We start from the raw sequence: 21,471 nt of genomic DNA on the forward strand, positions 1-21,471 counted from the left end.
TGGTCTGATCCCTTGTGGGACAGGGGTTACTGCGCGCTGCGACGCTGGCCGCCGCCTGCCTTGCCCTTGCCACGGCCCTGACCGCGACCTTGCCCGGCACCCTGTCCGCCACCTGCACGGCTTTGCTGGCCTGCGCCACCACCACCGCTGCGGCGACGGCGATGACCGCCGGGTTTGCCACCACCGGGTTTGCCACCGCCACCGCGACGGTTCGCAGGTGCAGTTGGATCCGGCATTGCCTCCCACGGGCGGCCAGAAGCCACGGGGATGGTGATCTTCATGGTTTTCTGGATCGCTTTCAGTTCGTCCATTTCATCCGGCGCACAGAAGGCCACGGCCTGACCGTCCTTGCCTGCGCGGGCGGTGCGCCCGATGCGGTGGACATAGGCGTCCGGCACGTTGGGCAGTTCGTAGTTGTAGACGAATTTCACGTCCGGGATATCAAGACCACGGGCCGCAACATCGGTTGCCACCAGGATCTTGACCTCGCCGGATTTGAAGGCCGCCAGTGCCCGCTCGCGCTGGCCCTGGGATTTGTTGCCGTGGATGGCAGCGGCGGAAAACCCAGCAGCAGAGAGGGTCTTCATCAGTTTTTCCATGCCGTGTTTGGTGCGGCCAAAGACCAGCGTGCGCTCGTCCTTGTGTTCGGCCAGCAGCTCTTTCAGCAGGGACAGTTTTTCGGCCTTGGCGATGAAATGCACCGATTGGGTGATCTTGTCTGCGGCCTTGCCGGGAGGGGAGACCTCGATCCGGACCGGGGCGTTCAGATAGGAATTCGCGATCTCGTTCATCTGCTTGGGCATGGTGGCCGAGAACAGCATGGTCTGACGTTCCTGCGGCAGCAGGGACGAGATTTTGCGCAGAGCGTGGATAAAGCCGAGGTCCAGCATCTGGTCTGCCTCGTCCAGAACGAGGAAGTCGCAGGAGCCAAGGTCCAGCGCGCCGCGGTCCAGGATGTCGAGCAGACGACCCGGTGTGGCGATCAGGATATCGGTGCCGCGCGACAGGCGGGAGATCTGCGGGTTGATCGAGACGCCGCCAACGACCAGACCGGTCTTGAGCGGGGTGCCTTCGGTCAGGCCCTTGAGCGTGGCGGCAATCTGGTTTGCCAGCTCGCGGGTCGGGGCCAGCACCAGACCGCGCACGGTCTTGGCGGCGGGCTTGCGGCCATATTGCATCATCTGCGCAATGAGCGGCACGCCAAAGGCAGCGGTCTTGCCGGTGCCGGTCTGGGCCAGACCCAGAACGTCCTTGCCATTCAGCGCGTGGGGGATTGCGCGGGCCTGGATCGGGGTGGGCTCTTTGAAGCCCATTTCGTCAATGCGGGACAGGAGCTTTTCGGGCAGCCCCATGGTTGAAAATTCAGTCACGTATCGTCCTTTCACAGCCGGAGCGGATGCCACGGCCGGTGCCGCCCCACAGGTGCGGGCGGTCTGTCGTTGGGGCAGGAACCTCAGGCGGTCTGACAGAATGTCAGCCCGCTGGTCGCTGCGAATGCCCCACGCGTGATATTGGGAACGGTGGCATATCCTGTCAGGGGTCGGTGGTGTGCCGCATGGCCGGTCAGCGTCTTGCTGGGTCTCCGGTCATGTCTGCCCCGTCTTCCTTGGGGGCGGCCCGACGCCCTCTGCTCACGCGGCAGGGAGGGATGCCTGAGCCGCAGATGGCCCTCCTGTGCGGCAAAGTCAATGGTCGTCATGTGCATATTCCTGCCAAAGTGGTGCGAAAACCCGGTTTGCAGCTGCCGCTGCTTTGTTTAAACAAGAGAGCCATGCTGAAGAAGGGACGGCTATGCGCGAGACGATTATCGCACGATGTGAAGCAAAAGGTCTGCGGATGACAGGCCAGCGTCGGGTGATTGCCCGCGTGCTGCAGGAGAGCGAGGATCACCCCGATGTGGAGGAGCTTTATGCCCGTGCCAGCGCGCTGGACGGCGCGATTTCGCTCGCCACTGTGTACCGGACCGTCAAGCTTTTTGATGAGGCAGGGATTCTGGACCGGCTGGAGTTCGGGGACGGGCGGGCGCGTTACGAGGATGCCGACCGCGAGCACCACGATCATCTGATCGACATGAACTCGGGCGAGGTGATTGAATTCTGCGACCCCGAAATCGAAGCGTTGCAGGAAAAGATCGCCGAGAAGCTGGGCTATGAGCTGCGTGGCCACAAGCTTGAGCTCTATGGCGTGCCGGTCAAGAAAAGCTGATCCGCGGTTAGCGCTCGGACCGGGCTGCGCGCCGCTCTCGTGCCGTGCGGATCCTGACGCCCAGATCAAGGAAGGGACGGGGCGGGATCAGGTTGGGCTTTGTCAGTGCCAGCGCATCTGACAGCAGATCCCCATCCTGGCGGCAGGCGAGATCGGCAATCAGCTTGCCCATGATGCTGCCGCGAGACACGCCCGAGGCGTTGTAGCCACCACACAGGAACAGACCCGGCTGGGTTTCCTCAAAGACCGGTTTTGCGTTGCGGCTGATGCAGATATTGCCGGACCAGGAATAGGCGATGGCGCTGCGGTCCAGAAAACCAAAGCGTTTTTGCAGCCCGTCCGCGTGGATGTCGATGCGGTCAGACAGCTGCGTCCTGTTGATGCCGCCGGGGCGGTATTCGGCTGTGTTACGGATCAGGATCCGGCGGTCCTGTGTCAGCCGCATGGTTGCGCCAAGCGAGCGCGGGCTGAGAATGCCCCAGCTGGCGGGGCGGTTGATGTCCTGTTCTTCCGCTTCGCTCAGGGGGCGGGTGAGCGATGCGGTCAACGCAAGCGGAAAGACCCGCAGCGATTTCAGGCCAAGGCGGGGAAAGAAGGCATTGACCGCGACGATCACCTGCGGGGCCGTCACGGTCCCTGTGGCCAGGTCAAGCTGCCAGCCATTCGCGGCCCGGTGAATGCGGCGCACGGGGCTGTTTTCAAAACATGCGACAGTGTCCGGCAGGCTGGCCGCGAGCCCCTGCGCCAGCATGGCAGGCTGCAGCAGGGCGCCACCACGGGACAAGACACCAAGACCGTAAAATGATGTGCCAAGTCGGCTGTGCAGCTCTGGCCCCTCGATGAGGCGAGCGTCAATTCCGAGGCGCTGGAAACTGTCCGCGTGCTGGCGCAGCTTTGCGAAGTTTGCGGGGTCGTGGGCGGCGTGGATGGAGCCCGTGTCCTCCCACTGGCAATCAATCCCGTGGGTCTGGGTCAGCTGGCGCAGTTCTGAAACGCCTGCGTGGTCCAGCCGGTTCATGGTGCGGTAGCTCTTGAGCCCCTGATCGGTGTGCAGCTGGGCGTGACCGGGGCTTTCGTTTGCGACGGCAAAGCCGGAGTTGCGGGCGCTGGCGCCTTGAGCGATGCGTTTTCCGTCCAGCAGCAGGATCCGGGCATTGGGGCGCAGGTTTGCCAGTTGGCGGGCGGCTGCAAGCCCGGTAAAGCCCCCGCCGATGATGGCCACATCCGCCTGCTGAGCGCCGCGGAGAATGGGGTGTTGCGGGAGGGCTCCCGCCAGTGCGCTCCAGCCGCAGATATCTTCGACCATGCCGTCTCTCGTCTTTGTCGCAAATACCATTGCGTTGAATTCCAAATATGAAAATGGCTAGCGGCTTTCCCTGTGAATGCAAGCATTTCTACTGGATGCCGGGTGATGTATCAATTTTTGTGATGGTCGGCCCAACAGCATGTCATTGGGGCGTGTCGCAAATGGTGTTGTTTGACGCTGACAGAGCATGTTTGGTGCATCGGATCCGGGTCGTGCTGCGGCCTGTTGCCACTGCGCCGAGATCAAAGGACCGACCGACATGAATAACGTTACAGCGATTTTGCTGATCATTGTCTCTATGGCGGGGTTCACGCTGGAGGATACGGTGATCAAACAACTGGCCAAGACGATGCCGGTTGGCCAGATCCTTGTGATGCTGGGGATCGGCAGTGGCGCGGTATTCGTGATCTGGGCCAAGCTGCAGGGCCATCGGGTTCTGGCGCGCCACAACTGGCGCTGGCGGCCGGTTCTGCGGGCCTCGACCGAGGCGCTGGCAGCGGTTTCATTTGCAACAGCTCTGGCAACCGTCGACATCTCTACCGTTGCGGCGGTGTTTCAGGCGATGCCCCTTGCGGTGACCATGGGGGCTGCGCTGTTTCTGGGCGAAGAGGTCGGTTGGCGGCGCTGGAGTGCAATCCTTGTCGGCTTCCTTGGTGTGTTGATGATCGTGCGGCCCGGCCTTGCCGGGTTTGAACCCAATGTGCTGCTGGTGCTGGTGGCGGTGGTTGCCGTTGCTGCGCGCGACCTGATGACGCGGGTGATGGACAGCGCGGTGCCCTCGACCGTGGTCAGCTCGCAGGCGTTTGGCTCACTGGTGGTTGGGGGGATGGTCATGCTGTGGACCCTGCCGGGAGAGCCCGTGGCGCTGGGCCAGAATGACTGGTTGCTGCTGGCAGCCGGCATCGGTTTTGGAGTGCTGGCGTATTCCTGCATCGTCACCGCGACGCGCATCGGTGATGCGGCGGTTGTGACGCCCTTCCGCTATACCCGGCTGGTGTTTTCGATTGCCGTGGGCGTTGTGATCTTTGGCGAGCAACCGGATATGATGACGCTGGGCGGATCTGCATTGATCATCGGGTCCGGGCTTTATGCCTTTGTGCGCGAACGGCGTCTGGCGCGGCGCGCGCGGGCGGCACAGATCGGGGCAGAGCCGCAGGCCAGCGCCTGAACCGCAACCCATGATCACCCTGTTGGATGGTTGCGCAAACAGCGCCGTGTTAGCCCTAACCCAGTAAAATAAGTGACGTTAGCGATAACGCTCGTGGTTTACTTTTTGCTGGTTGCTGCTATGACGCAGACGACATTTGCCAACATCAGGAACCTGAGTGATGAGCACCATTATCGATATCCACGCCCGCGAAATTCTGGACAGCCGGGGAAACCCCACCGTTGAGGTCGACGTGATCCTCGAAGACGGCACCCTTGGCCGCGCGGCTGTGCCCTCCGGCGCCTCTACCGGCGCGCACGAAGCCGTGGAGAAACGCGATGGCGATGCGTCGCGTTACCTTGGCAAGGGCGTTCTGGAAGCGGTTGCAGCCGTGAATGGCGAAATCGCCGAGGCGCTGGTCGGCTTTGATGTGACAGAGCAGGTCGCCATCGACGCGGCGATGATCGAACTGGACGGAACCCCCAACAAGGGCCGTCTTGGCGCCAACGCCATTCTGGGTGTCTCGCTGGCCGTGGCCAAGGCCGCAGCGGATTTCACCGCTCAGCCGCTGTTCCGCTATGTTGGCGGCACCTCCGCCCGTGTTCTGCCGGTTCCGATGATGAACATCATCAATGGCGGCGAGCACGCCGACAACCCGATCGACATTCAGGAATTCATGATCATGCCGGTGTCGGCAGAGAACGTGAAGGAAGCAATCCGCATGGGCGCGGAAGTCTTTCACACCCTGAAAAAAGAGCTGTCCGCTGCTGGCTACAACACCGGTATCGGTGATGAGGGAGGCTTTGCTCCGGCGCTGGAAAGCACCCGCAAGGCGCTGGATTTTGTCATGACCTCGATCGAAAAGGCCGGTTACAAGCCGGGCGATGACATCTATCTGGCGCTCGACTGTGCCTCGACCGAGTACTACGTCGACGGCAAATACGAGATGAAGGGCGAGGGCGCGTCGCTCAGCTCTGCTGAAAACGCGGACTACCTGGCCGCCCTGTGCGCCGACTACCCGATCATCTCGATCGAAGACGGCATGGCCGAGGATGATTGGGAAGGCTGGAAACTGCTGACCGACAAGATCGGTGACAAGGTGCAGCTGGTTGGTGATGACCTGTTCGTGACCAATCCCGAGCGTCTGGCAGATGGCATCCGTCAGGGTGTTGCGAACTCCATGCTGGTCAAGGTGAACCAGATCGGCTCTTTGAGCGAAACGCTGAAGGCTGTCGATATGGCCCACCGCGCGCGTTATACCAACGTGATGTCGCACCGCTCGGGCGAGACCGAAGATGCAACCATCGCTGATCTGGCCGTTGCCACCAACTGCGGTCAGATCAAGACCGGCTCTCTGTCGCGGTCGGACCGTCTGGCAAAATACAACCAGCTGATCCGCATCGAAGAGCTGCTGGGCGAAACCGCCGAATACGCAGGTCGCTCTATCCTGAAGTGATCTGCTGAGCCTGATGGGTTCACATTCTGGAAAGCCCCGTCATTTTGGCGGGGCTTTTATCGTATCCGCGGTGTAGAGCGGGGATGCCAACACACAGGAGCGCGATATGAACGAACCATCCTCGGACAATGAGTTTCAGTCGGCGCATGCGGCCTTGCTGATGGCCTCCTTTGAGGCGGCGACCGGGCGGGCGCTGTTGCCGGGGGCGGATGCGCGGCGGCTTTATCATGCGCCTTTTCCGGTGCTGTCGCATGACACGGCGGCCGATCCGGTGCTGACCTACGGCAATCTTGCGGCGCAGGCGCTGTGGGAGATGGATTGGCCGCAGTTGACGTCCATGCCTTCGCGGTTGACGGCAGAGCCCGGCCATCGGGGCCAGCGCGATGCGATGTTTGCGCAGATGCGTGAAAAGGGATGTATCGAGAACTATGCCGGTGTCCGGATCAGCGCGACGGGCAAACGGTTTGAGATCCGCGAGGCCGTGATCTGGCGTCTGGTGGACGCTGATGGGGTGCTGCGCGGCGAGGCGGCGACCTTTCGGGACTATCTGCCGCTTTGACGGGGCAGCGCAGGTCTGCGCGGCTGTGGTACGGCCGATCTGTGTGATCCCGCTCACAGACACGTGAGGAGGCGGCCCCTATCCTGACCACAGGTGCCACGGTGGTGGTGCTGGCACAGGAGGGGGAAATATCATGGCATATCTGGATCCTTGTGCATCTGCTCGCGATCTGTCCGGGCAGGCCTTGCACGCGGTCTATGTGGTTGCGGCGCTTGGGGTTCTGGCAATTGTTGCAGGCTGTGCGGACACGGCGCATTACCCGTTGTCGGGGCTTGCGGTGTCGGCCAGTGATCCGGTGCACCAGCTGTCAATGACCGGCGGCACGATGGGAATGGTCGGCTTTTGATCTGAAATCTGCAGCAGGTCGCCCGCGCAAAAGCACCTGAAGGCGCAGGCGACCTGGCTGATCGGCGGGGCCCCCATGCCCCGGCCTGGCCGCGCGCCTTACCCCCACGGAAAGGCGACTGATGCGGCACGTGTCCGGGCTTTGCCCGGTGGCGACAGATCTGTCGCGCTGTCAGGGTCGCGGCTTCTGCCGACGACGTTGCGCTGCCATACCGAATGGCTGCGCGGCTCCACCGTCCCACGGCGTAACTGTTAAAACGCGGCGCCTGCCTGCCCCTGAGATGCGGGGCGGCGGCGGAAAATCTCCTGCGCCAATCAGGGCGCGGTCATTCGGGATGGCCGACCAGTTTGATGCGGGCAGATCGTCAGGATCCGTGAGGGAGAGACTGCCTGTCCGGGTGCCGGCGCCATGCTGGTCAGCCACCGCCGATGTGAAGGGGTAACGCGCGTTGTGCCAGGTGGTTCCCGGAGTGCGCGATAAATTACCGTGAAAGCGAAAAAGTATATCCTTGCCAGATGGTTAGAGGCGTCGGCTCATCACCAGAATATCGGGGTTCGGCTGGAACCGGGCGCGGGCATAGAGGCTGCGGGCCTTTTCGTTTTCCTGGCTCACCTCAAGATGCAGCGCGGTGATCCCGGCCTCTGCCAAGGTGCGGGGCAGGGCAAAGAGCACCTCGGTCGCGATGCCGCGGCCGCGCACGGGCGGGCGGATGAACAGCTCGTCGATATAGCCGTCCATGCCGCCAAATTCGACCGACCAGCTAAAGGTGACGACGATATAGCCTACAGGCGCGCGGGTCGGGCCAATCAGGTAGATCGCGCCATATGGCATACCCGCCAACAAAGGTTCGACCCCGGCGCGGCGGGTGGCATCATCTGTGGTGATCCCCATTTCGCTGTGAAAGGCAGCGACGAGATCCAGAACGCGATCCAGATCTTCGGGGCGGGCAAGGTGCAGGGCGGCGCTCATGGCGTGTCCTTTTCAGCGGATAGGGAGGGGGCAGGGCGTTGCCCCAATTGGGTGGCATCAGCCAGGGCGCGGGCTTCGACCTTGGCGATCCAGTCGGATTTGCAGGCACCATAGCCTTCTGCGTCGCCGGGATGGAGCGCAGCGCATCGCCCCTTGACCGCGCTGTAACCCGCCCGCAGCGCGCCATTGCCCCTGAGAGCATCGCGAAAGGCCAGATGGCGGTCAATGTCGGGTGCGCCGATGACATAGCAGTGGGCGTGAAACAGGCGCGTGCCGCTTTCCGGGTCATCGCGACGGCAATACCGCCGCGCGGGCAGGCCATAAGGGCCCAACCAGTCATAGCCCAGGGCCTCTAGCGGGGCGCGGGCCTGCTCCAGTCTTTCTGTGCTGGAAAAGACCGGCAGCATGTCGATGATCGGTTTCGCGGGCAATCCGGCGACAGCTGTCGAGCCGATGTGATGGATATCGATCAGCCCCTCCACGCCCGCCGCGCGCCAGCGTGTTGCCTCCAGCTCAAACAGCGCAGGCCAGCCGGGATCGGGGGCGTGGATCTGCGTCATAGACGGCCCAGCCGTTCGGTGATCAGTGCGAAAAACCCATCGCTGTCCACATCGCCGATAAACAGGGCATTGGTCGCACGGTCCGTCACGCCCCACCAGTCTGCAACGGTCATGCCCAGCGTCAGGTCAGAGGATGTTTCGACCATGACATTGATCCTGCGCCCCGAAAACAGCTCTGGCTGGATCAGGTAGGCGATGACACAGGGGTCGTGCAACGGCCCGCCCTCAGAGCCGTATTTCTCGACATCGAAGCGTTCGAAGAAATCCAGCATCTCTGCGGTGAAATGACCGACGCGGGTGTCGAGGGCGCGGATTGCCTCGATCCTTGTGCGCGTGGCCAGGGCCTTGTGCGTCACATCAAGGGGCATCATGGTGACTGGCACGCCAGAGGTCAGAACGATCTCGGCGGCTTCGGGGTCGACGTAGATGTTGAACTCTGCTGCGGGGGTGATGTTGCCGACCTCGAAATAGGCGCCGCCCATCAGAACGATTTCCTGCACGCGCTCCACGATGTCTGGCGCCTGTTCAAAGGCGGCTGCGATATTGCTGAGAGGACCAAGAGGACAAAGCGTGACCGTGCCTGCAGGTTCGCGGCGCACGGTGTCGATGATGAAATCGACACCGTTGATTTCCGCCAGCGGCATGGTGGGCTCCCACAGCTCTGGCCCGTCCAGACCGGTCTTGCCATGGACATGTTCGGCCGTGACCAGCGGGCGGCGCAGCGGGGCATCGCGACCTGCATGGACAGCCACATCAGAGCGGCCCGCAACCTCGCAGACGCGGCGGGCATTGGTCTGGGTCAGCGCCAGGGGTACATTGCCTGCGACGCAGGTAATTCCAAGAAGATCAATCTCTTGCGGGCTACCAAGCGCCAGGAGAATGGCAACCGCATCATCCTGTCCGGGATCGGTGTCGATGATGATCTTGCGCGGGCGGCTCTGGCTTTGGTCGCTCATGGGGGATGGTCCTTGATTGGGTATTGCGCGACCCTCGCAAGGGCGGCGGCGGATGTCCAGCGTCGCTGCAGCTGTGGTCGGAATTTCCCCGCTCATGAGCCGGAGGGCGAATATGAAAATGGCGCCCCTCTGCCGAGGCGCGCCATGGGTTTTCAGCGTCTGGTTGACAGGATGGCTGCGATCAGGCGGCTGCGGCGCCCATCGTCTCTTCCATCGCAGACAGGAGAACGCCTGCGATCACGTCAAGCTCGTCCTTGCTGAGTCGCACAGGCAGGCGCACATCGCAGGCCTGCATCAGCATGGCACGGGTCTGCGGCAGTTCGGGCACGTCTTTCATGAACTGCCAGTTCCAGAAGGCGCGGGCGTTGTCCTCGGACAGGCCAAAGATCTGCACCTTCACGCCCTTGGCCTCTGATGTGGCGGCAAAGCGGGCGATGTCTTCGCTGCTCATGCCGACCAGATTAAACTGGATCGAATCCGGCGCACGCTGCTCCGGCGCCAAGGGGGCAGGGACGGTGATATAGGGCGACTGGTTCAGCTGGTCGGCGACATAGTCGTGGTTTTCCAGCCCGTCCCGGACGCGGCGGGCAAGTTCCGGCAACTGCGGGCGGATCACCGCCGCGGACAGGTTGCTCATCCGCAGGTTATAGAGCGGCAGCTGGTTCTGCCATTTGGCAAAGGCCTGGGCCAGATCGTCGGTATTGTCCCCCGGCGCGGGTTTGTGTTTTTTCCAGTTGTGTTCGTAGGCGCCCGACATGATGACGGCACGGGCCACCAGATCGGCATCATCGGTGACCAGAATGCCACCTTCGCCTGCGTTGATCATCTTGTAGGACTGGAAGGAAAAGCAGCCGATGGCGCCAAGCGTGCCAATGTTGCGGCCATGCCAGGTGGTGCCAAGCGAATGGGCGGCGTCTTCGATGACCGGAATGTTGCGGGCCTGGCACAGCGCCATGATGGCATCCATATCAGAGGTGTGGCCGCGCATGTGGCTGATGATGACTGCTTGCACATCATCCAGCTTGGTCTCGAAATCGGCCATGTCGATGCGGTAGTTGTCCTTGACCTCGCACAGGACGGGCACGCAGTCGGCATGCACGACAGAAGAGGGCACGGCGGCAAAGGTAAAGCCCGGTATCAGCACACGGGCGTCGCGCGGCAGGTCCAGCGCCTTCAGGGACAGAAACAGCGCCGCAGAGCAGGACGACACGGCCAGCGCATATTTGCTGCCCAGAAGCTGGGCGAATTCCGCTTCCAGCAGGGCCACCGGGGCATCCTGCGGGGCGGTGTAGCGAAACAGATCTCCCGATTGCATCAGTGCCTCGATGGCTGCGCGCGCGGCCTCGGGGATGGGCTCTGCCTCATGGACATTCGGAACGGTTTGCACGGAAGACTGGCTCATATTTCAAAATCCTGAAGTTGTCCTTTGGGAAATGTAAAACAAGCGGCAGGAGAATGCAAAGCCAACCGGCCAGAAATGGCCGCGCCGGCGTGGATTTTCACAGAACTGTTGCGGGGAATTAGATCCCGAGCCGATCCCTCAGCGAAAACCAGGTCATCGCCAGCACAAGGAGCGGGTTGCGCATGGCCGGGCCACCGGGAAAGGCGGGGGCAGGCACGCGCGACATGGTGTCAAAGCCATCGCTTTCGCCCTGCAACGCCAACGCCATCAGCTGACCGGCGTGGGTTGCGGTGCCAACGCCGTGGCCCGAATAGCCAGAGGCGCTGAGGATATTGGGGGCAAGACGGGCCAGATAGGGCATCCGTTTCATGGTGATGGCAAGCGTCCCGCCCCAGGCGTAGTCGATTTTCACATCCTTCAGATGCGGAAAAATCTGGCTCATGGGTTTGCGTACGGTGGCGGCGATATCAGAGGGGAAGCGATAGCCATAGCTCTCTCCGCCGCCAAACAGCAGGCGGCCATCGTGGCTGAGACGGAAGTAGTTCACCACAAATTTGCTATCGGCCACCGCAACGTCGCGGTTCAGGACGCGTGCCGTGTCTTCACCCAGCGGTTCGGTCGCGGCAATGAAGTTGTTGATCGGCATGACTTTGGCGGCCACCTGACGGTTCAGCCCGCCCATATAGCCATTGCAGGCAAGGATCAGCTGGTCAGCCCGCACATGCCCCTGTTCGGTTTTGACGAGGACGGGGCTGCCGTCTTCGATTGCGGTCACTTCGCTGGTTTCGCAGATCCGGACACCGGCTGCCGCTGCCGCGCGCGCAAGGCTGAGCGCATAGTTCAACGGGTGGAGATGAGCCGCGCCATGGTCAAGAAAGCCGCCTTTGTAGTCCGGCGAGGGACACAGCGCAAAACAGGCCTCCTCATCCAGCTGCTCGATCTGATCATAGCCATAGCGATCCTCAAGAAAGCGGCCGTAGTCATGCAGGTCGCGGGCTTCTGATGGGGACGAGCCGGTCCAGGCCACGCCCGGTTTCAGATGGCAGTCGGTGCCATGGCGGGCAATCAGCGATTTGACCAGATCCTTGGCCTCTTCCCCCAGTTGCCAGAGCTTTGCAGCGTCCTCGCGCCCCATCAGCCCCTCAAGCCCTTCCTGATCCATGCGTTGTCCGCTGCCCAACTGGCCGCCATTGCGTCCAGAGGCGCCAAAGCCCACGCGGTTGGCTTCCAGAAGGATCACCGAGCGGCCCGCCTCTGCCAGATGCAGCGCAGCAGACAGGCCCGTGTAGCCGCCGCCGATGATGCAGACATCGGCCTTTGCCTCGCCCTGCAGTGGCGCAAACGGGGCAAGCGGCGTGGCGGTGGCAGCATACCAGCTTGCGGGATACTGCCCCTTGCGGTCATTGGAGTAGAGAAGGTTCAGCGCCATTGCACACCTCAATTCCGGGCATGCCGTCCGCGGGGGACGGATATGCCTGTCATCTTTCCAGAAATACTCAAATCTGCCAGCGTCGCCCCGCAGGGCAACGCTGGACTGGGGTCTCAGACGTTCAGCAAGAGATGTTCCCGCTCCCAGGGAGAGATCACCTGCAGGAACTCTTCGTATTCGGCCCGTTTCACACAGCTGTAGACGCGGGCGAACTCCGGGCCGAGCACCTCGTGCAGGGCTTTTGCCTCTTCAAACAGGTCAAGCGCCTGACCCATCACCTGCGGGATGTCGCCCTCTCCCTCATAGGCGTCCCCCTTGAATTGGCGGGTGGGGCGTTCTTCCTGGATGAGGCCGAGATAGCCGCAGGCAAGAGAGACCGCGATGCCGAGATATGGGTTGCAGTCCATGCCGGCGATCCGGTTTTCCACCCGCCGCGCTTCGGGCCCGGACAGCGGAACACGGATGCCGGTGGTGCGGTTGTCACGTGCCCATTCCAGATTGATCGGGGCGGCGTGATCCTTCACGTAGCGGCGGTAGGAGTTCACATAGGGGGCCATCACCGCCAGACCCGCGGGCAGATGGTTCTGCAGGCCGGCGATAAAGTGGTAGAAGGCATCCGTCTCGCCACCTTGCGGGCCGGAGAAGATGTTCTCTCCGGTTTCGGTATCCAGAATAGAGTGGTGGATATGCATGGCAGAGCCGGGTTCATCGGCGATCGGTTTGGCCATGAAAGTGGCAAAACAATCGTGGCGCAGCGCGGCTTCGCGGATCAGGCGTTTGAAATAGAATACTTCGTCTGCCAGTTTTACGGGGTTGCCGTGACGCAGGTTGATTTCCAGCTGGCCTGCGCCGCCCTCCTGGGTGATGCCGTCGATCTCAAATCCCTGCGCTTCGGCAAAGTCGTAGATATCGTCAATCACCGGGCCGAATTCATCAACGGCGGTCATAGAATAGGCCTGACGGGCGGCAGCCGGTCGGCCGGACCGGCCCATCATCGGCTCAATATCGCGGGCGGGGTCGATATTGCGTGCAACGAGAAAGAACTCCATCTCGGGCGCCACGACCGGTCTCCATCCCTTCGCCTCATAAAGGCCGACCACACGTTTCAATACATTGCGCGGGCTGAAGGGGACGGGGTTGTCGTCGCGGTCATAGGCGTCATGGATCACCTGCAGCGTCCAGTCACCGGTCCAGGGCGCGGCGGTCGCGGTGGACATGTCGGGCTTGAGCGTCATGTCCTTTTCGATCCAGCCGTCTTCATCAGCCGCATCGGCCCAATCGCCGGTGATCGTCTGGTAGAAAATGCTGTCGGGCAGATGAAAGTAGTCTTGCTTGGCAAATTTCGACGCGGGCACGGCCTTGCCTCGGGCAATGCCCGGCAGGTCCGAGATAACGCATTCAACCTCGTCGAGACGACGGCCCTCCAGATAAGATTGTGCTGCTTCAGGAAGGGTGTCGAGCCAGGCTGACATCAGGTCCTCTCTTTCACGAAAAATGCATTGAGGAAGGTTGCGATTTCATCCGATTGGATGGGGTGGTGGAGCTGGTCCTTGGCGGCGTCCAGCAATGCGTCGGGAACGACGCCACGCCCGCGGCTGTCGATCAGTCCGTCGACAAAGCTGCTGGCGAATTCGGGGTGGGGTTGGGCGGTCCAGATGTGATCGCCATAGGCCAGGATGCCGTGCTTGCAGTGATCGTTTCCGGCCAGCACGCGCGCCCCCTCGGGCAGTGCGGTGACTTGATCCTGATGCCAGGCATTTAGGCGCAGGGGCTTGCCGTCCTGTTCATAGATCACCGGGCCGACGGCCCAGCCGCCAGCGAATTTCTCGACCTTGCCCCCCAGCGCCTGCGCAATGATCTGATGGCCGAAACAGATGCCGACAAGCGGCTGCTTGCGGGCGTGGATCTGGCGGATCAGATCCTCGAGCGGCGGGATCCAGTCGTGGTCTTCGTAAGCGCCATGTTTGGAGCCGGTGATGAGCCACCCATCCGCCGCCTCGGGGCCAGAGGGAAACTGGTTGTCCACGACGGCGAAGGTTTCAAACTCAAACCCGCCATCGGCCAGGAGGGTCCGGAACATCTCGTCATAATTGCCCGCGCTGTCGATCAGGTTTTCGGGCGCGTGGCCGGTTTGCAGAATGCCGATTTTCATGGTTCACCAGATTTGATCAAATTTAGCCTAGCTGAGCCTCCCCGCACAGGCAAGCACCCGTTGGAAGGCCGTGGCGCATCCCGGCCCCCGGCGCAAAGACGTTCACAGGGGGCGACGGGTTGGCCGACAGGGCTTCATACGGCTTCCAGCCACGAGAGCCAATGTGTCTCGGCCGGGCGCTCTGCAAATCCGGCGATTTCCTGACGTTTCATCATCACGAGGTTGCGGATGACGCGGTCTGGCAGGATGCGGGCGATCATCGGGTCTGTGTCGAACAGATCGACGGCGGCCTGCCAGCTGGGGGCGAGCTGGGGCAAACCCTGGATGTCGTAGATGTTGCCTTCGGATGGGGCGGGTGGCTGGGCGTTGTCTTCGATGCCGACAAGCGCGGCACCAAGGACAACAGCAAGCATCAGGTAGGGGTTGATGTCACCACCTGCGACGCGGTGTTCGATCCGCCGGGCCTTGGGACTGCCGCCAGGAATGCGGATGGCCGCGGTGCGGTTTTCATAGGCCCAGGCCGCGCTGACCGGGGCGTGGGCACCGGGCACAAGGCGATCATAGGAATTGCCGTGGGGGGCAAGGATCAGCGTGCTGGCGGGCATCGCATTCAGGCAGCCGGCCACCGCATTCAGCAACAGATCAGAGCCCCGTTCGGTGCCGTCATCAAAGATGTTGTTGCCATCCTTGTCGACCACCGAAAAATGCACATGCATCCCGTTGCCCGCCTCTTCGGCGTAGGGTTTTGCCATGAAAGTCGCTGCAAAGCCGTGTTTGCGGGCAAGGCCGCGCACCAGGGCCTTGAACAACCAGGCATCATCCGCAGCGCGCAGGGCGTTCTGGTGATTGAGGTTGATCTCGAACTGGCCAAGCCCGGCCTCGGAAATTGCGGATTGGGCGGGGATGCCCATCGCGTCGGCGCCTGCATAGAGGTCGGTGAAAAAGGCATCAAAGGCATCAAGTTCCGCCACAGAGAGCACCGACTGCTGGTCCAGTTCGCGCCCTGTCAGCGGATCGATGGGGGGGGCAGGCTGGGCACCGCTGTCATCAATCAGGCTGAACTCCATCTCGGTCGCGGCCATGACCTGCCAGCCGCGCGCCTCATAGCGGGCGAGCACATGGGACAGAACGTGGCGTGGATCGCCCATGAAGGGACGGCCATCTTCCCAGTACATCGACATCGGCACCAGCGCAGAAGGACTGGTGAGCCAGGGCATCGGCACCGGACCCCGGTCTGTCGGCAGCATGATTCCGTCGGCGTCTCCGGTTTCAAAGACCAGCGGGTTGTCTTCCACATCGCGGCCCCAGAGATCCACGTTCAGGGTAGAGATCGGCATGCGGGCTGATCCATCGTCCAGCTTGTCTGCCAGCCCAACGGGCATACGCTTGCCACGCATCTGGCCATTGAGATCGCAGGCGGCAATGCGGATTGTGCGCAGTTTCGACAGATCCATCGGAGGGCTCCCTTATTGGTTGCCACTGTTCTACTGCAGGATTTGCAAGACGCAAAGGAAATTTGATCAAAAGTGGATCTGATCGGTTGGTGTATCCGCATCAGGCTAAGAGGATTGCCTTGTTTTGCAGCGGTTTCAGGGATCTGGGCGCAAAGAAAAAGGCGCCGAGAGGGCGCCTTTTGTGATCAGGTTTTGATCAAGTGTGCGATCTTAGCGGATCAGGTTCATCCGCAACCGCATCTTGGCCTTTTTCTCCTGCGGCAGATGCGCATTCAGGCGGCGGTTGATGATGCCAAACAGCCCGATGATGCAAAGCGTCAGCAGAATGAAATAGAACGCGAGGATCGGGTAGGGCACGAAGGGGTTGAACGTCTTGTCCGCAAAATAGTTCGCGTAGTAGAGCGCATCGCCCTGCTGGCGCCAGGCCGGGAAGCCGGAGAAGAACACCAGCGTCGTGGCATGGAACAGAAAGATCGCCTCGTTCGTGTAGGACGGCCAGGCCAGTCGCATCATCGTCGGCCACATGATTCGACGAAACCGCGTCCAGCCGGACAGACCATAGGCATCCGCTGCCTCGATATCGCCCTTGGGAATGGAGCGCAGCGCGCCATAGAAGATCTCTGCCGAGTAGGCGGCTGTGTTCAGGATCAGAACAATCAGGGCGCCAAGCCAGGCCGCAGAGAACGGATCAAAGACAGATGACACCGATTTCAGCTGCAGGAACAGGAAGTAGGCAAAGAAGAACTGGATGAACAGCGGCGAGCCACGGAACAGGAAAATGAACCATTCGGCGGATTTGCGGATCGGTTTGTTGGCAGAGTTCTTTGCCAGCGCAATGCCGTTTGCCATCACGAAACCGGCCATGACGGCCAATGCACCGAAGTAGATGTTCCAGATCATGCCGGAACCGATCAGGACAAACTGGTCGCACAGGGTGAAATCGGTGCGCGGCAGCATCCGTTCGCCATAGCCAAGCGAGCGCAGGCCGTAATCCTGCAGGGTCTGAAGACAGCTCATGCCGCTTTCCTTTGTGCTTCGCCAGCAAGGGTTGCCTGACCGTGGGAAAGGCGCCGGCTGATCCGCTCAAGCACCACTTCGGAGACCTTGGTGAACAACAGATAGAACACCAGCAGCCCAAAGAAGTACCACATCCGCCAGTCGCCATGCGGGTAGTCGGTGAACCGTGCCGTCTTGGAGCCGCCCAGCTCGCGGGCCCAATAGACGATATCTTCCACCCCGAGGAGGAACAGCAGCGGCGTTGCCTTGATCAGAACCATCCACAGGTTCGACAGGCCCGGCAGCGCATAGGTCCACATCTGCGGCACCAGAATGCGCCAGAACGCCTGGCGGTGGGTCATGCCGTAGGCCTCGGCCGTTTCGATCTGGGCGCGTGGTACTGCGCGCATCGCACCGAACAGGACGTTGGCGGCAAAGGCGCCGAACACGATGGCAAAGGTGATCACCGCGAGCGAGAAGCCGTAGACTTCGTGGATCCATTGATCCGAGCTGCTCAGCGGCATCTTTGCGATATCGCAGACGACAAAATCATTGCCCTGCCGCACAGGTGCGTCCCAATCGGGGCATTTCACCTTGTGGCGCAGGAATTCGATGCCCTGATCCAAGGCGATCACGAAGAACAGGAAGAAGGCGATATCCGGCACGCCACGCACAACGGCGATATAGGCGCGGCCGATCCACGAGAGCGGCGCAAAGCGGGCGCGGGCGGCCATGGCGCCGCCAAAGCCGAACAGCAACGCTGCCGGGGCGGTGACGGCCAGCAGCAACAGAACCGTTCCAAAGGACATGTAGAAAGCAAAGTGCTTTCCGGTGGTCAGGTAACAGCTCAGCCACTGGATGCCCTCCAGAATGGCCGGGTCAGAGCAAAAGGAGAAAATGGCGGACCTCTTTCAGATTGGGACCGGGAGAGGGGCGCAACAGCGAAACCGGTCAAGGGTGAAGGGGGGCACGCAGCCCCCCTTCGATAGTTTGCAGGGTCTGGCCGTGGCTCAGAACTTGCCTTCGATTTCCCACTTGTCCAGCAGCGCGTTCAGCGAACCGTCTGCTTTCATGGTGTCGATCGCTGCGTCGAACTTGGCGCGCAGTTCGTCGTCGGACTGGCGGAATGCCATGCCGATGCCGTCGCCCAGGAACACGTCTTCTGCGATGAACTGCAGGTCGGTTTCTTCAACGATCGGGGTCAGGAAGTCCTTGTCGGCCATCACGGCGTCGACTTCGCCCGCGGTCACGGCTGCGATGGTTTCATCCGGAGTCGGGAATTCAACCAGGGTCGCACCGGTGGAGGCCACGTGGGAGGACTGGATGGTGGAGGCCTGAGCGGACACCACAGCGGAGTTCACGTCAACATCGGACAGAGCCGCGTAGGCGGAGGGCGACGGACGGGTGTAGCCCTGGGTGAAGCTGACGACTTCCTTGCGCTCTTCGGTGATCGACATGCCTGCGATGATGGTGTCGTAGTTGCCGGACAGCAGGTTGGGGATGATGGAATCCCAGTCGTTGGTGACCCATTCACAGTCCAGCTCGGCGCGCTTGCACAGCTCGTCGCCCAGCTCGCGCTCAAAACCGTCCACTTCGCCTGCATCGTTGAGGAAGTTGTACGGAGGGTAGGCGCCTTCGGTGCCGAGACGGACGGTGTCTGCCATTGCAACGCCGGCTGTCAGAGCCAGGGCAGCGGTGCCGAGGAAAAGAGATTTCATGTGATAACTCCCGTTTAGGTTGGTTTTTGGTTTTGGTTATTTGCCATGATGCGTCGAGGCAAGGAAGCCGCGAAGACGTTCGGATTGTGTGTTTCCGAACACCTCTTCTGGCGGGCCTTGTTCCTCGATCAGACCTTTGTGCAGGAAAACGATATGGCTGGACACATCTGCGGCCATGTTCATGTCGTGGGTCACGATGATCATGGTGCGCCCTTCGGCAGCCAGATCCTTGATGACGCGGACCACTTCCTGCTCCAGCTCAGGGTCGAGCGCGGATGTCGGTTCGTCAAACAGCAGTGCCTCGGGCTCCATGCAGAGCGCCCGTGCGATGGCCGCGCGCTGTTGCTGACCGCCAGAGAGCTGCGCGGGATAAGCATCGCATTTGTCACCGATGCCAACCTTGTCGAGATATTTGCGCGCAGAGGCTTCCACCTCGTCGCGGTCGCGGCCCAACACGGTCAGCGGGGCCTCCATCACGTTTTCGAGGATGGTCATATGGGCCCAGAGATTGAACTGCTGGAACACCATCGACAGGTTGGTGCGGATGCGCAGCACCTGTTTGGGGTCAGAGGGGCGTCGATTCAGGCCGCTGCCGGCCCAGCTGATCGGTTCGCCCTTGAACAGGATGTCGCCCTGCTGGCTGTCTTCGAGCAGGTTGCAGCACCGCAGGAGCGTCGACTTGCCTGAGCCGGAAGAGCCGATCAGAGACACCACATCGCCGCGACGGGCGGTGATGTCGACGCCCTTGATGACTTCCAGCTCGCCATAAGACTTGTGCAGGCCGCGGATTTCCAGAACTGGGCTCGTGTCGGTCAAGGTGTCTCTCGTACAATTGTCGTTGAATTGGTCCTTATTGGACCGAAAAAAAGAATGGATGCAACGTGCAAACCGATTGGTGCGGGACGTAATTCGGCATTTTGACAGGTGAACTGGTCGAATTGTTCGGATTTTGATGCCTTGCTCGTCACTCCGCAAAGGGGCAGAGGCAGGGGGTATGGCCCTGCGCGTCAGCAGCGCGGGGGAAAACGGCAAGCGGGGTTCGCGCAGCAGTGGCGCGATTTCGCGTTACCGGGCGGCGGACTGGCGGATGGTCTGTTCTGTCAGCACGGGACCAAGAGGGGTGGAAACCGCCAGATACTCTGCTGCGGGAATGTCGCAGACGCCGCGCAGATGCAGCGTTTTGCGATGGTCATCTGCGAGCTGGTCGACGGCGCGGGAGAGCGCTGCGCGCAGCGGGGCGGGGTCGCGGTGGCGCGCTGTAATCAGCGGCAGGCCCGGGGTTGCCCTGGTTCGGTCGATCACAACCAGATCCCCGGCAAAGTCGTCATATTCCTGCATCAGCGCCCAGCTCATGGCATCGAGCGCGGCAAAATCGGCGCGCCCCTCGGCCACGGAACGGGCAGAGGCCACATGGGCCCCCGTCGCGATCAGCTCTCCTGGCAGGATACCAAGGTCGCGCATATGGTGCATGGGCGCGGCCCAACCTGACTGCGACAGCGCCTCGTTATAGGCAAATCGCGCACCTGCCAGCTGCGACAGCGATGGGGTGCCCTTGTCGCGATGGGTGACGATGACGCTGTTGTAATGCCCGGGCGGTGCTTCGGCTATGCCATGATCCAGCGTCGCAACCAGGGTCACCTGGTCATACAGGCGGGTGCGAAACGGCATGCCGCAGGTCTGGCCAAGCAGCAGATGGGGGGAGGTCCAGACCTCCCACAGATCCATGCCCCGTGTCAGCGTCTCAGGCGCCTCGCTGTCGTTCAGCTCTGCCCGGATGGCCTGCCACAATGCATCAAGCGCCGCGGTGGTTTCGGGGCGCTCGTACATCGTGAGGCTTGCGATCATAGGGCTTTCTCGGCGCGCTGGCGGGCGCGGGCGCTGTCAACGTCGCTGACGCCCAGAAGGTTGGTCGACAGTCGCAGCAGCGCGTCTTCGGCGGCGTCGCGTTCACCATCGGCCAGAACCACCTGCCAGAGCGCCTCAACAACGCCCATGCGGTTTTCGTAAGGAACGGCATCCTTGATTGCGCGGGTAAAGCGGACCGTGTCGGGGGCCTCTGCCTCCAGTGCTTCGGCCTGTTCACGCAACAGGATGGCCCCGCCCACATCCAGACCGTAGCGGGTGCGCAAAATACGGTCGATGCGGTCGCGTTCCACATCAGAGTAATTGTGATCAGAGCGGCCAACCCGGACCAGCAGCGCGCTGAGCGCGAGGCGGGCATCCTGATCGTCCAGTGGAGCAGGGGCCGGGGCCAGCAACTTGCCCAGGAGTTCCTTGATCATGATTGCGGCTCCTGTGGGGTGGTGTCGTCTGTGGCGATGGCTGAGGCAGCGGTGGTGTCCGGCACGGCCAGCAGCTTGTCTTGTGCACGTTTTCGGGCTTTGTCGCTGTCGTTGCGCGACAGCCCCATGGCCTTGCGGGCATCTTCGACGATGCGGATTTCGCCGGGGTGTTCGCGTTCGTCTGCCAGAACCACCTCCCACAGGGCATCCAGCGCGGCCAGACGTTCCTCCAGCCCAGTGGTCTCGCGGATCAGCTTGCCAAAGGTGTCGGTTTCGGGCGCGGCAGCGTGCAGTTTTTCACAGGCCGCGCGGACCTTGGCGGCCTCGATGGCGTTATGCTGGTACAGTCGGGCCAGAATGCGGTCGATCAGGCTGATCTCTTCCAGCTGATAATCGCGATCCGACTGTGCGACACGCACCAACAGCGCGCCAAGCGCCAGTTCCGCATCAGGATCGGGCGTCGCCGGGGTTTGCGGTGGTCGAAAGACCTGAAAGAGTTTTTTCAGCATGGCAACAGTCTATCCCTGAACAGCC

At 61.8% G+C, this 21,471-nt stretch carries 22 protein-coding genes; 5 read left to right on the forward strand and 17 right to left on the reverse strand.

All coding sequences use genetic code 11. The features are described 5' to 3' along the window. Positions 1–26: 26 nt before the first annotated feature. Positions 27–1,370: a DEAD/DEAH box helicase gene (locus KUV39_RS01195; protein ID WP_008561959.1), complete on the reverse strand. Its 1,344-nt coding sequence runs from the start codon at positions 1,368–1,370 to the stop codon at positions 27–29. A 421-nt stretch (positions 1,371–1,791) separates the two neighbouring features. Here KUV39_RS01195 and KUV39_RS01200 point away from each other — a divergent pair, with 421 nt between their 5' ends. Continuing rightward, positions 1,792–2,205, forward strand: coding sequence for a Fur family transcriptional regulator (locus KUV39_RS01200; protein ID WP_008559180.1), 414 nt, complete (start codon positions 1,792–1,794; stop codon positions 2,203–2,205). A gap of 7 nt (positions 2,206–2,212) precedes the next feature. Here the strand turns inward: KUV39_RS01200 and KUV39_RS01205 are convergent, their stop codons facing one another. Beyond that, positions 2,213–3,541, reverse strand: coding sequence for an NAD(P)/FAD-dependent oxidoreductase (locus KUV39_RS01205; protein WP_222458713.1), 1,329 nt, complete (start codon positions 3,539–3,541; stop codon positions 2,213–2,215). Between the two features lie 229 nt (positions 3,542–3,770). Here KUV39_RS01205 and KUV39_RS01210 point away from each other — a divergent pair, with 229 nt between their 5' ends. From KUV39_RS01210 to KUV39_RS01225, 4 genes are all read left to right on the forward strand, one after another. After that, positions 3,771–4,679, forward strand: a complete 909-nt coding sequence (locus tag KUV39_RS01210; protein ID WP_222458714.1) for a DMT family transporter — start codon at positions 3,771–3,773, stop codon at positions 4,677–4,679. Positions 4,680–4,839: 160 nt separating this feature from the next. Further along, positions 4,840–6,114, forward strand: coding sequence for a phosphopyruvate hydratase (eno, locus tag KUV39_RS01215; protein WP_222458715.1), 1,275 nt, complete (start codon positions 4,840–4,842; stop codon positions 6,112–6,114). 106 nt (positions 6,115–6,220) lie between these two features. Continuing rightward, positions 6,221–6,673, forward strand: a complete 453-nt coding sequence (locus KUV39_RS01220) for an MEKHLA domain-containing protein (protein WP_222458716.1) — start codon at positions 6,221–6,223, stop codon at positions 6,671–6,673. 133 nt (positions 6,674–6,806) lie between these two features. Next, the gene (locus KUV39_RS01225; protein WP_037302470.1) at positions 6,807–7,019 is read left to right on the forward strand and encodes a hypothetical protein; all 213 of its coding nucleotides are present in this window, start codon (positions 6,807–6,809) and stop codon (positions 7,017–7,019) included. A gap of 519 nt (positions 7,020–7,538) precedes the next feature. On the opposite strand, the gene KUV39_RS01230 is transcribed toward KUV39_RS01225, so the two are convergent. The 15 genes from KUV39_RS01230 to KUV39_RS01300 form a co-directional block, all read right to left on the reverse strand. Further along, on the reverse strand, positions 7,539–7,988 hold the full coding sequence (locus tag KUV39_RS01230; protein WP_222458717.1) for a GNAT family N-acetyltransferase: 450 nt from the start codon (positions 7,986–7,988) through the stop codon (positions 7,539–7,541). After that, positions 7,985–8,548 carry a GrpB family protein gene (locus KUV39_RS01235; RefSeq protein WP_222458718.1) on the reverse strand — a complete coding sequence of 188 codons (564 nt, stop codon included), beginning with the start codon at positions 8,546–8,548 and terminating at the stop codon, positions 7,985–7,987. Before KUV39_RS01235 ends, KUV39_RS01230 begins: the two co-directional genes overlap by 4 nt. Continuing rightward, on the reverse strand, positions 8,545–9,504 hold the full coding sequence (locus tag KUV39_RS01240; protein WP_222458719.1) for a nucleoside hydrolase: 960 nt from the start codon (positions 9,502–9,504) through the stop codon (positions 8,545–8,547). The genes KUV39_RS01235 and KUV39_RS01240 overlap by 4 nt, the downstream gene beginning before the upstream one ends. Positions 9,505–9,685: 181 nt before the next feature. Then, positions 9,686–10,906 (reverse strand): DegT/DnrJ/EryC1/StrS family aminotransferase, encoded by a 1,221-nt coding sequence (locus KUV39_RS01245; RefSeq protein WP_222458720.1) that lies wholly within the window; start codon positions 10,904–10,906, stop codon positions 9,686–9,688. 118 nt (positions 10,907–11,024) lie between these two features. Continuing rightward, a complete protein-coding gene (locus KUV39_RS01250; RefSeq protein ID WP_046210056.1) occupies positions 11,025–12,335 on the reverse strand; it encodes an NAD(P)/FAD-dependent oxidoreductase in 1,311 nt (436 codons plus the stop codon). Positions 12,336–12,448: 113 nt separating this feature from the next. Further along, positions 12,449–13,807 carry a glutamine synthetase family protein gene (locus KUV39_RS01255; RefSeq protein WP_222458721.1) on the reverse strand — a complete coding sequence of 453 codons (1,359 nt, stop codon included), beginning with the start codon at positions 13,805–13,807 and terminating at the stop codon, positions 12,449–12,451. Further along, entirely contained in the window at positions 13,807–14,487 is a 681-nt protein-coding gene (locus KUV39_RS01260) for a type 1 glutamine amidotransferase (RefSeq protein WP_222458722.1), read from the reverse strand. The genes KUV39_RS01255 and KUV39_RS01260 overlap by 1 nt, the downstream gene beginning before the upstream one ends. A gap of 134 nt (positions 14,488–14,621) precedes the next feature. Next, positions 14,622–15,941: a glutamine synthetase family protein gene (locus KUV39_RS01265; protein ID WP_008560326.1), complete on the reverse strand. Its 1,320-nt coding sequence runs from the start codon at positions 15,939–15,941 to the stop codon at positions 14,622–14,624. 210 nt (positions 15,942–16,151) lie between these two features. Then, entirely contained in the window at positions 16,152–16,958 is an 807-nt protein-coding gene (locus KUV39_RS01270) for an ABC transporter permease (protein ID WP_008560387.1), read from the reverse strand. Then, on the reverse strand, positions 16,955–17,836 hold the full coding sequence (locus KUV39_RS01275) for an ABC transporter permease (RefSeq protein WP_222459037.1): 882 nt from the start codon (positions 17,834–17,836) through the stop codon (positions 16,955–16,957). The genes KUV39_RS01270 and KUV39_RS01275 overlap by 4 nt, the downstream gene beginning before the upstream one ends. A 111-nt stretch (positions 17,837–17,947) precedes the next feature. Further along, positions 17,948–18,655 carry a transporter substrate-binding domain-containing protein gene (locus KUV39_RS01280; RefSeq protein WP_222458723.1) on the reverse strand — a complete coding sequence of 236 codons (708 nt, stop codon included), beginning with the start codon at positions 18,653–18,655 and terminating at the stop codon, positions 17,948–17,950. A 36-nt stretch (positions 18,656–18,691) separates the two neighbouring features. Then, positions 18,692–19,471 carry an ABC transporter ATP-binding protein gene (locus tag KUV39_RS01285; protein ID WP_046210060.1) on the reverse strand — a complete coding sequence of 260 codons (780 nt, stop codon included), beginning with the start codon at positions 19,469–19,471 and terminating at the stop codon, positions 18,692–18,694. A gap of 249 nt (positions 19,472–19,720) precedes the next feature. Next, complete coding sequence (locus tag KUV39_RS01290) at positions 19,721–20,500, reverse strand: phosphate/phosphite/phosphonate ABC transporter substrate-binding protein (RefSeq protein ID WP_222458724.1); 780 nt, start codon at positions 20,498–20,500, stop codon at positions 19,721–19,723. Next, positions 20,497–20,937, reverse strand: coding sequence for a tellurite resistance TerB family protein (locus tag KUV39_RS01295; RefSeq protein ID WP_008560818.1), 441 nt, complete (start codon positions 20,935–20,937; stop codon positions 20,497–20,499). Before KUV39_RS01295 ends, KUV39_RS01290 begins: the two co-directional genes overlap by 4 nt. Then, on the reverse strand, positions 20,934–21,446 hold the full coding sequence (locus KUV39_RS01300; RefSeq protein WP_222458725.1) for a tellurite resistance TerB family protein: 513 nt from the start codon (positions 21,444–21,446) through the stop codon (positions 20,934–20,936). The genes KUV39_RS01295 and KUV39_RS01300 overlap by 4 nt, the downstream gene beginning before the upstream one ends. Positions 21,447–21,471 lie beyond the last annotated feature (25 nt).

It is taken from the genome of Phaeobacter italicus (assembly GCF_019801785.1).
Taxonomy (GTDB): domain Bacteria; phylum Pseudomonadota; class Alphaproteobacteria; order Rhodobacterales; family Rhodobacteraceae; genus Phaeobacter; species Phaeobacter italicus.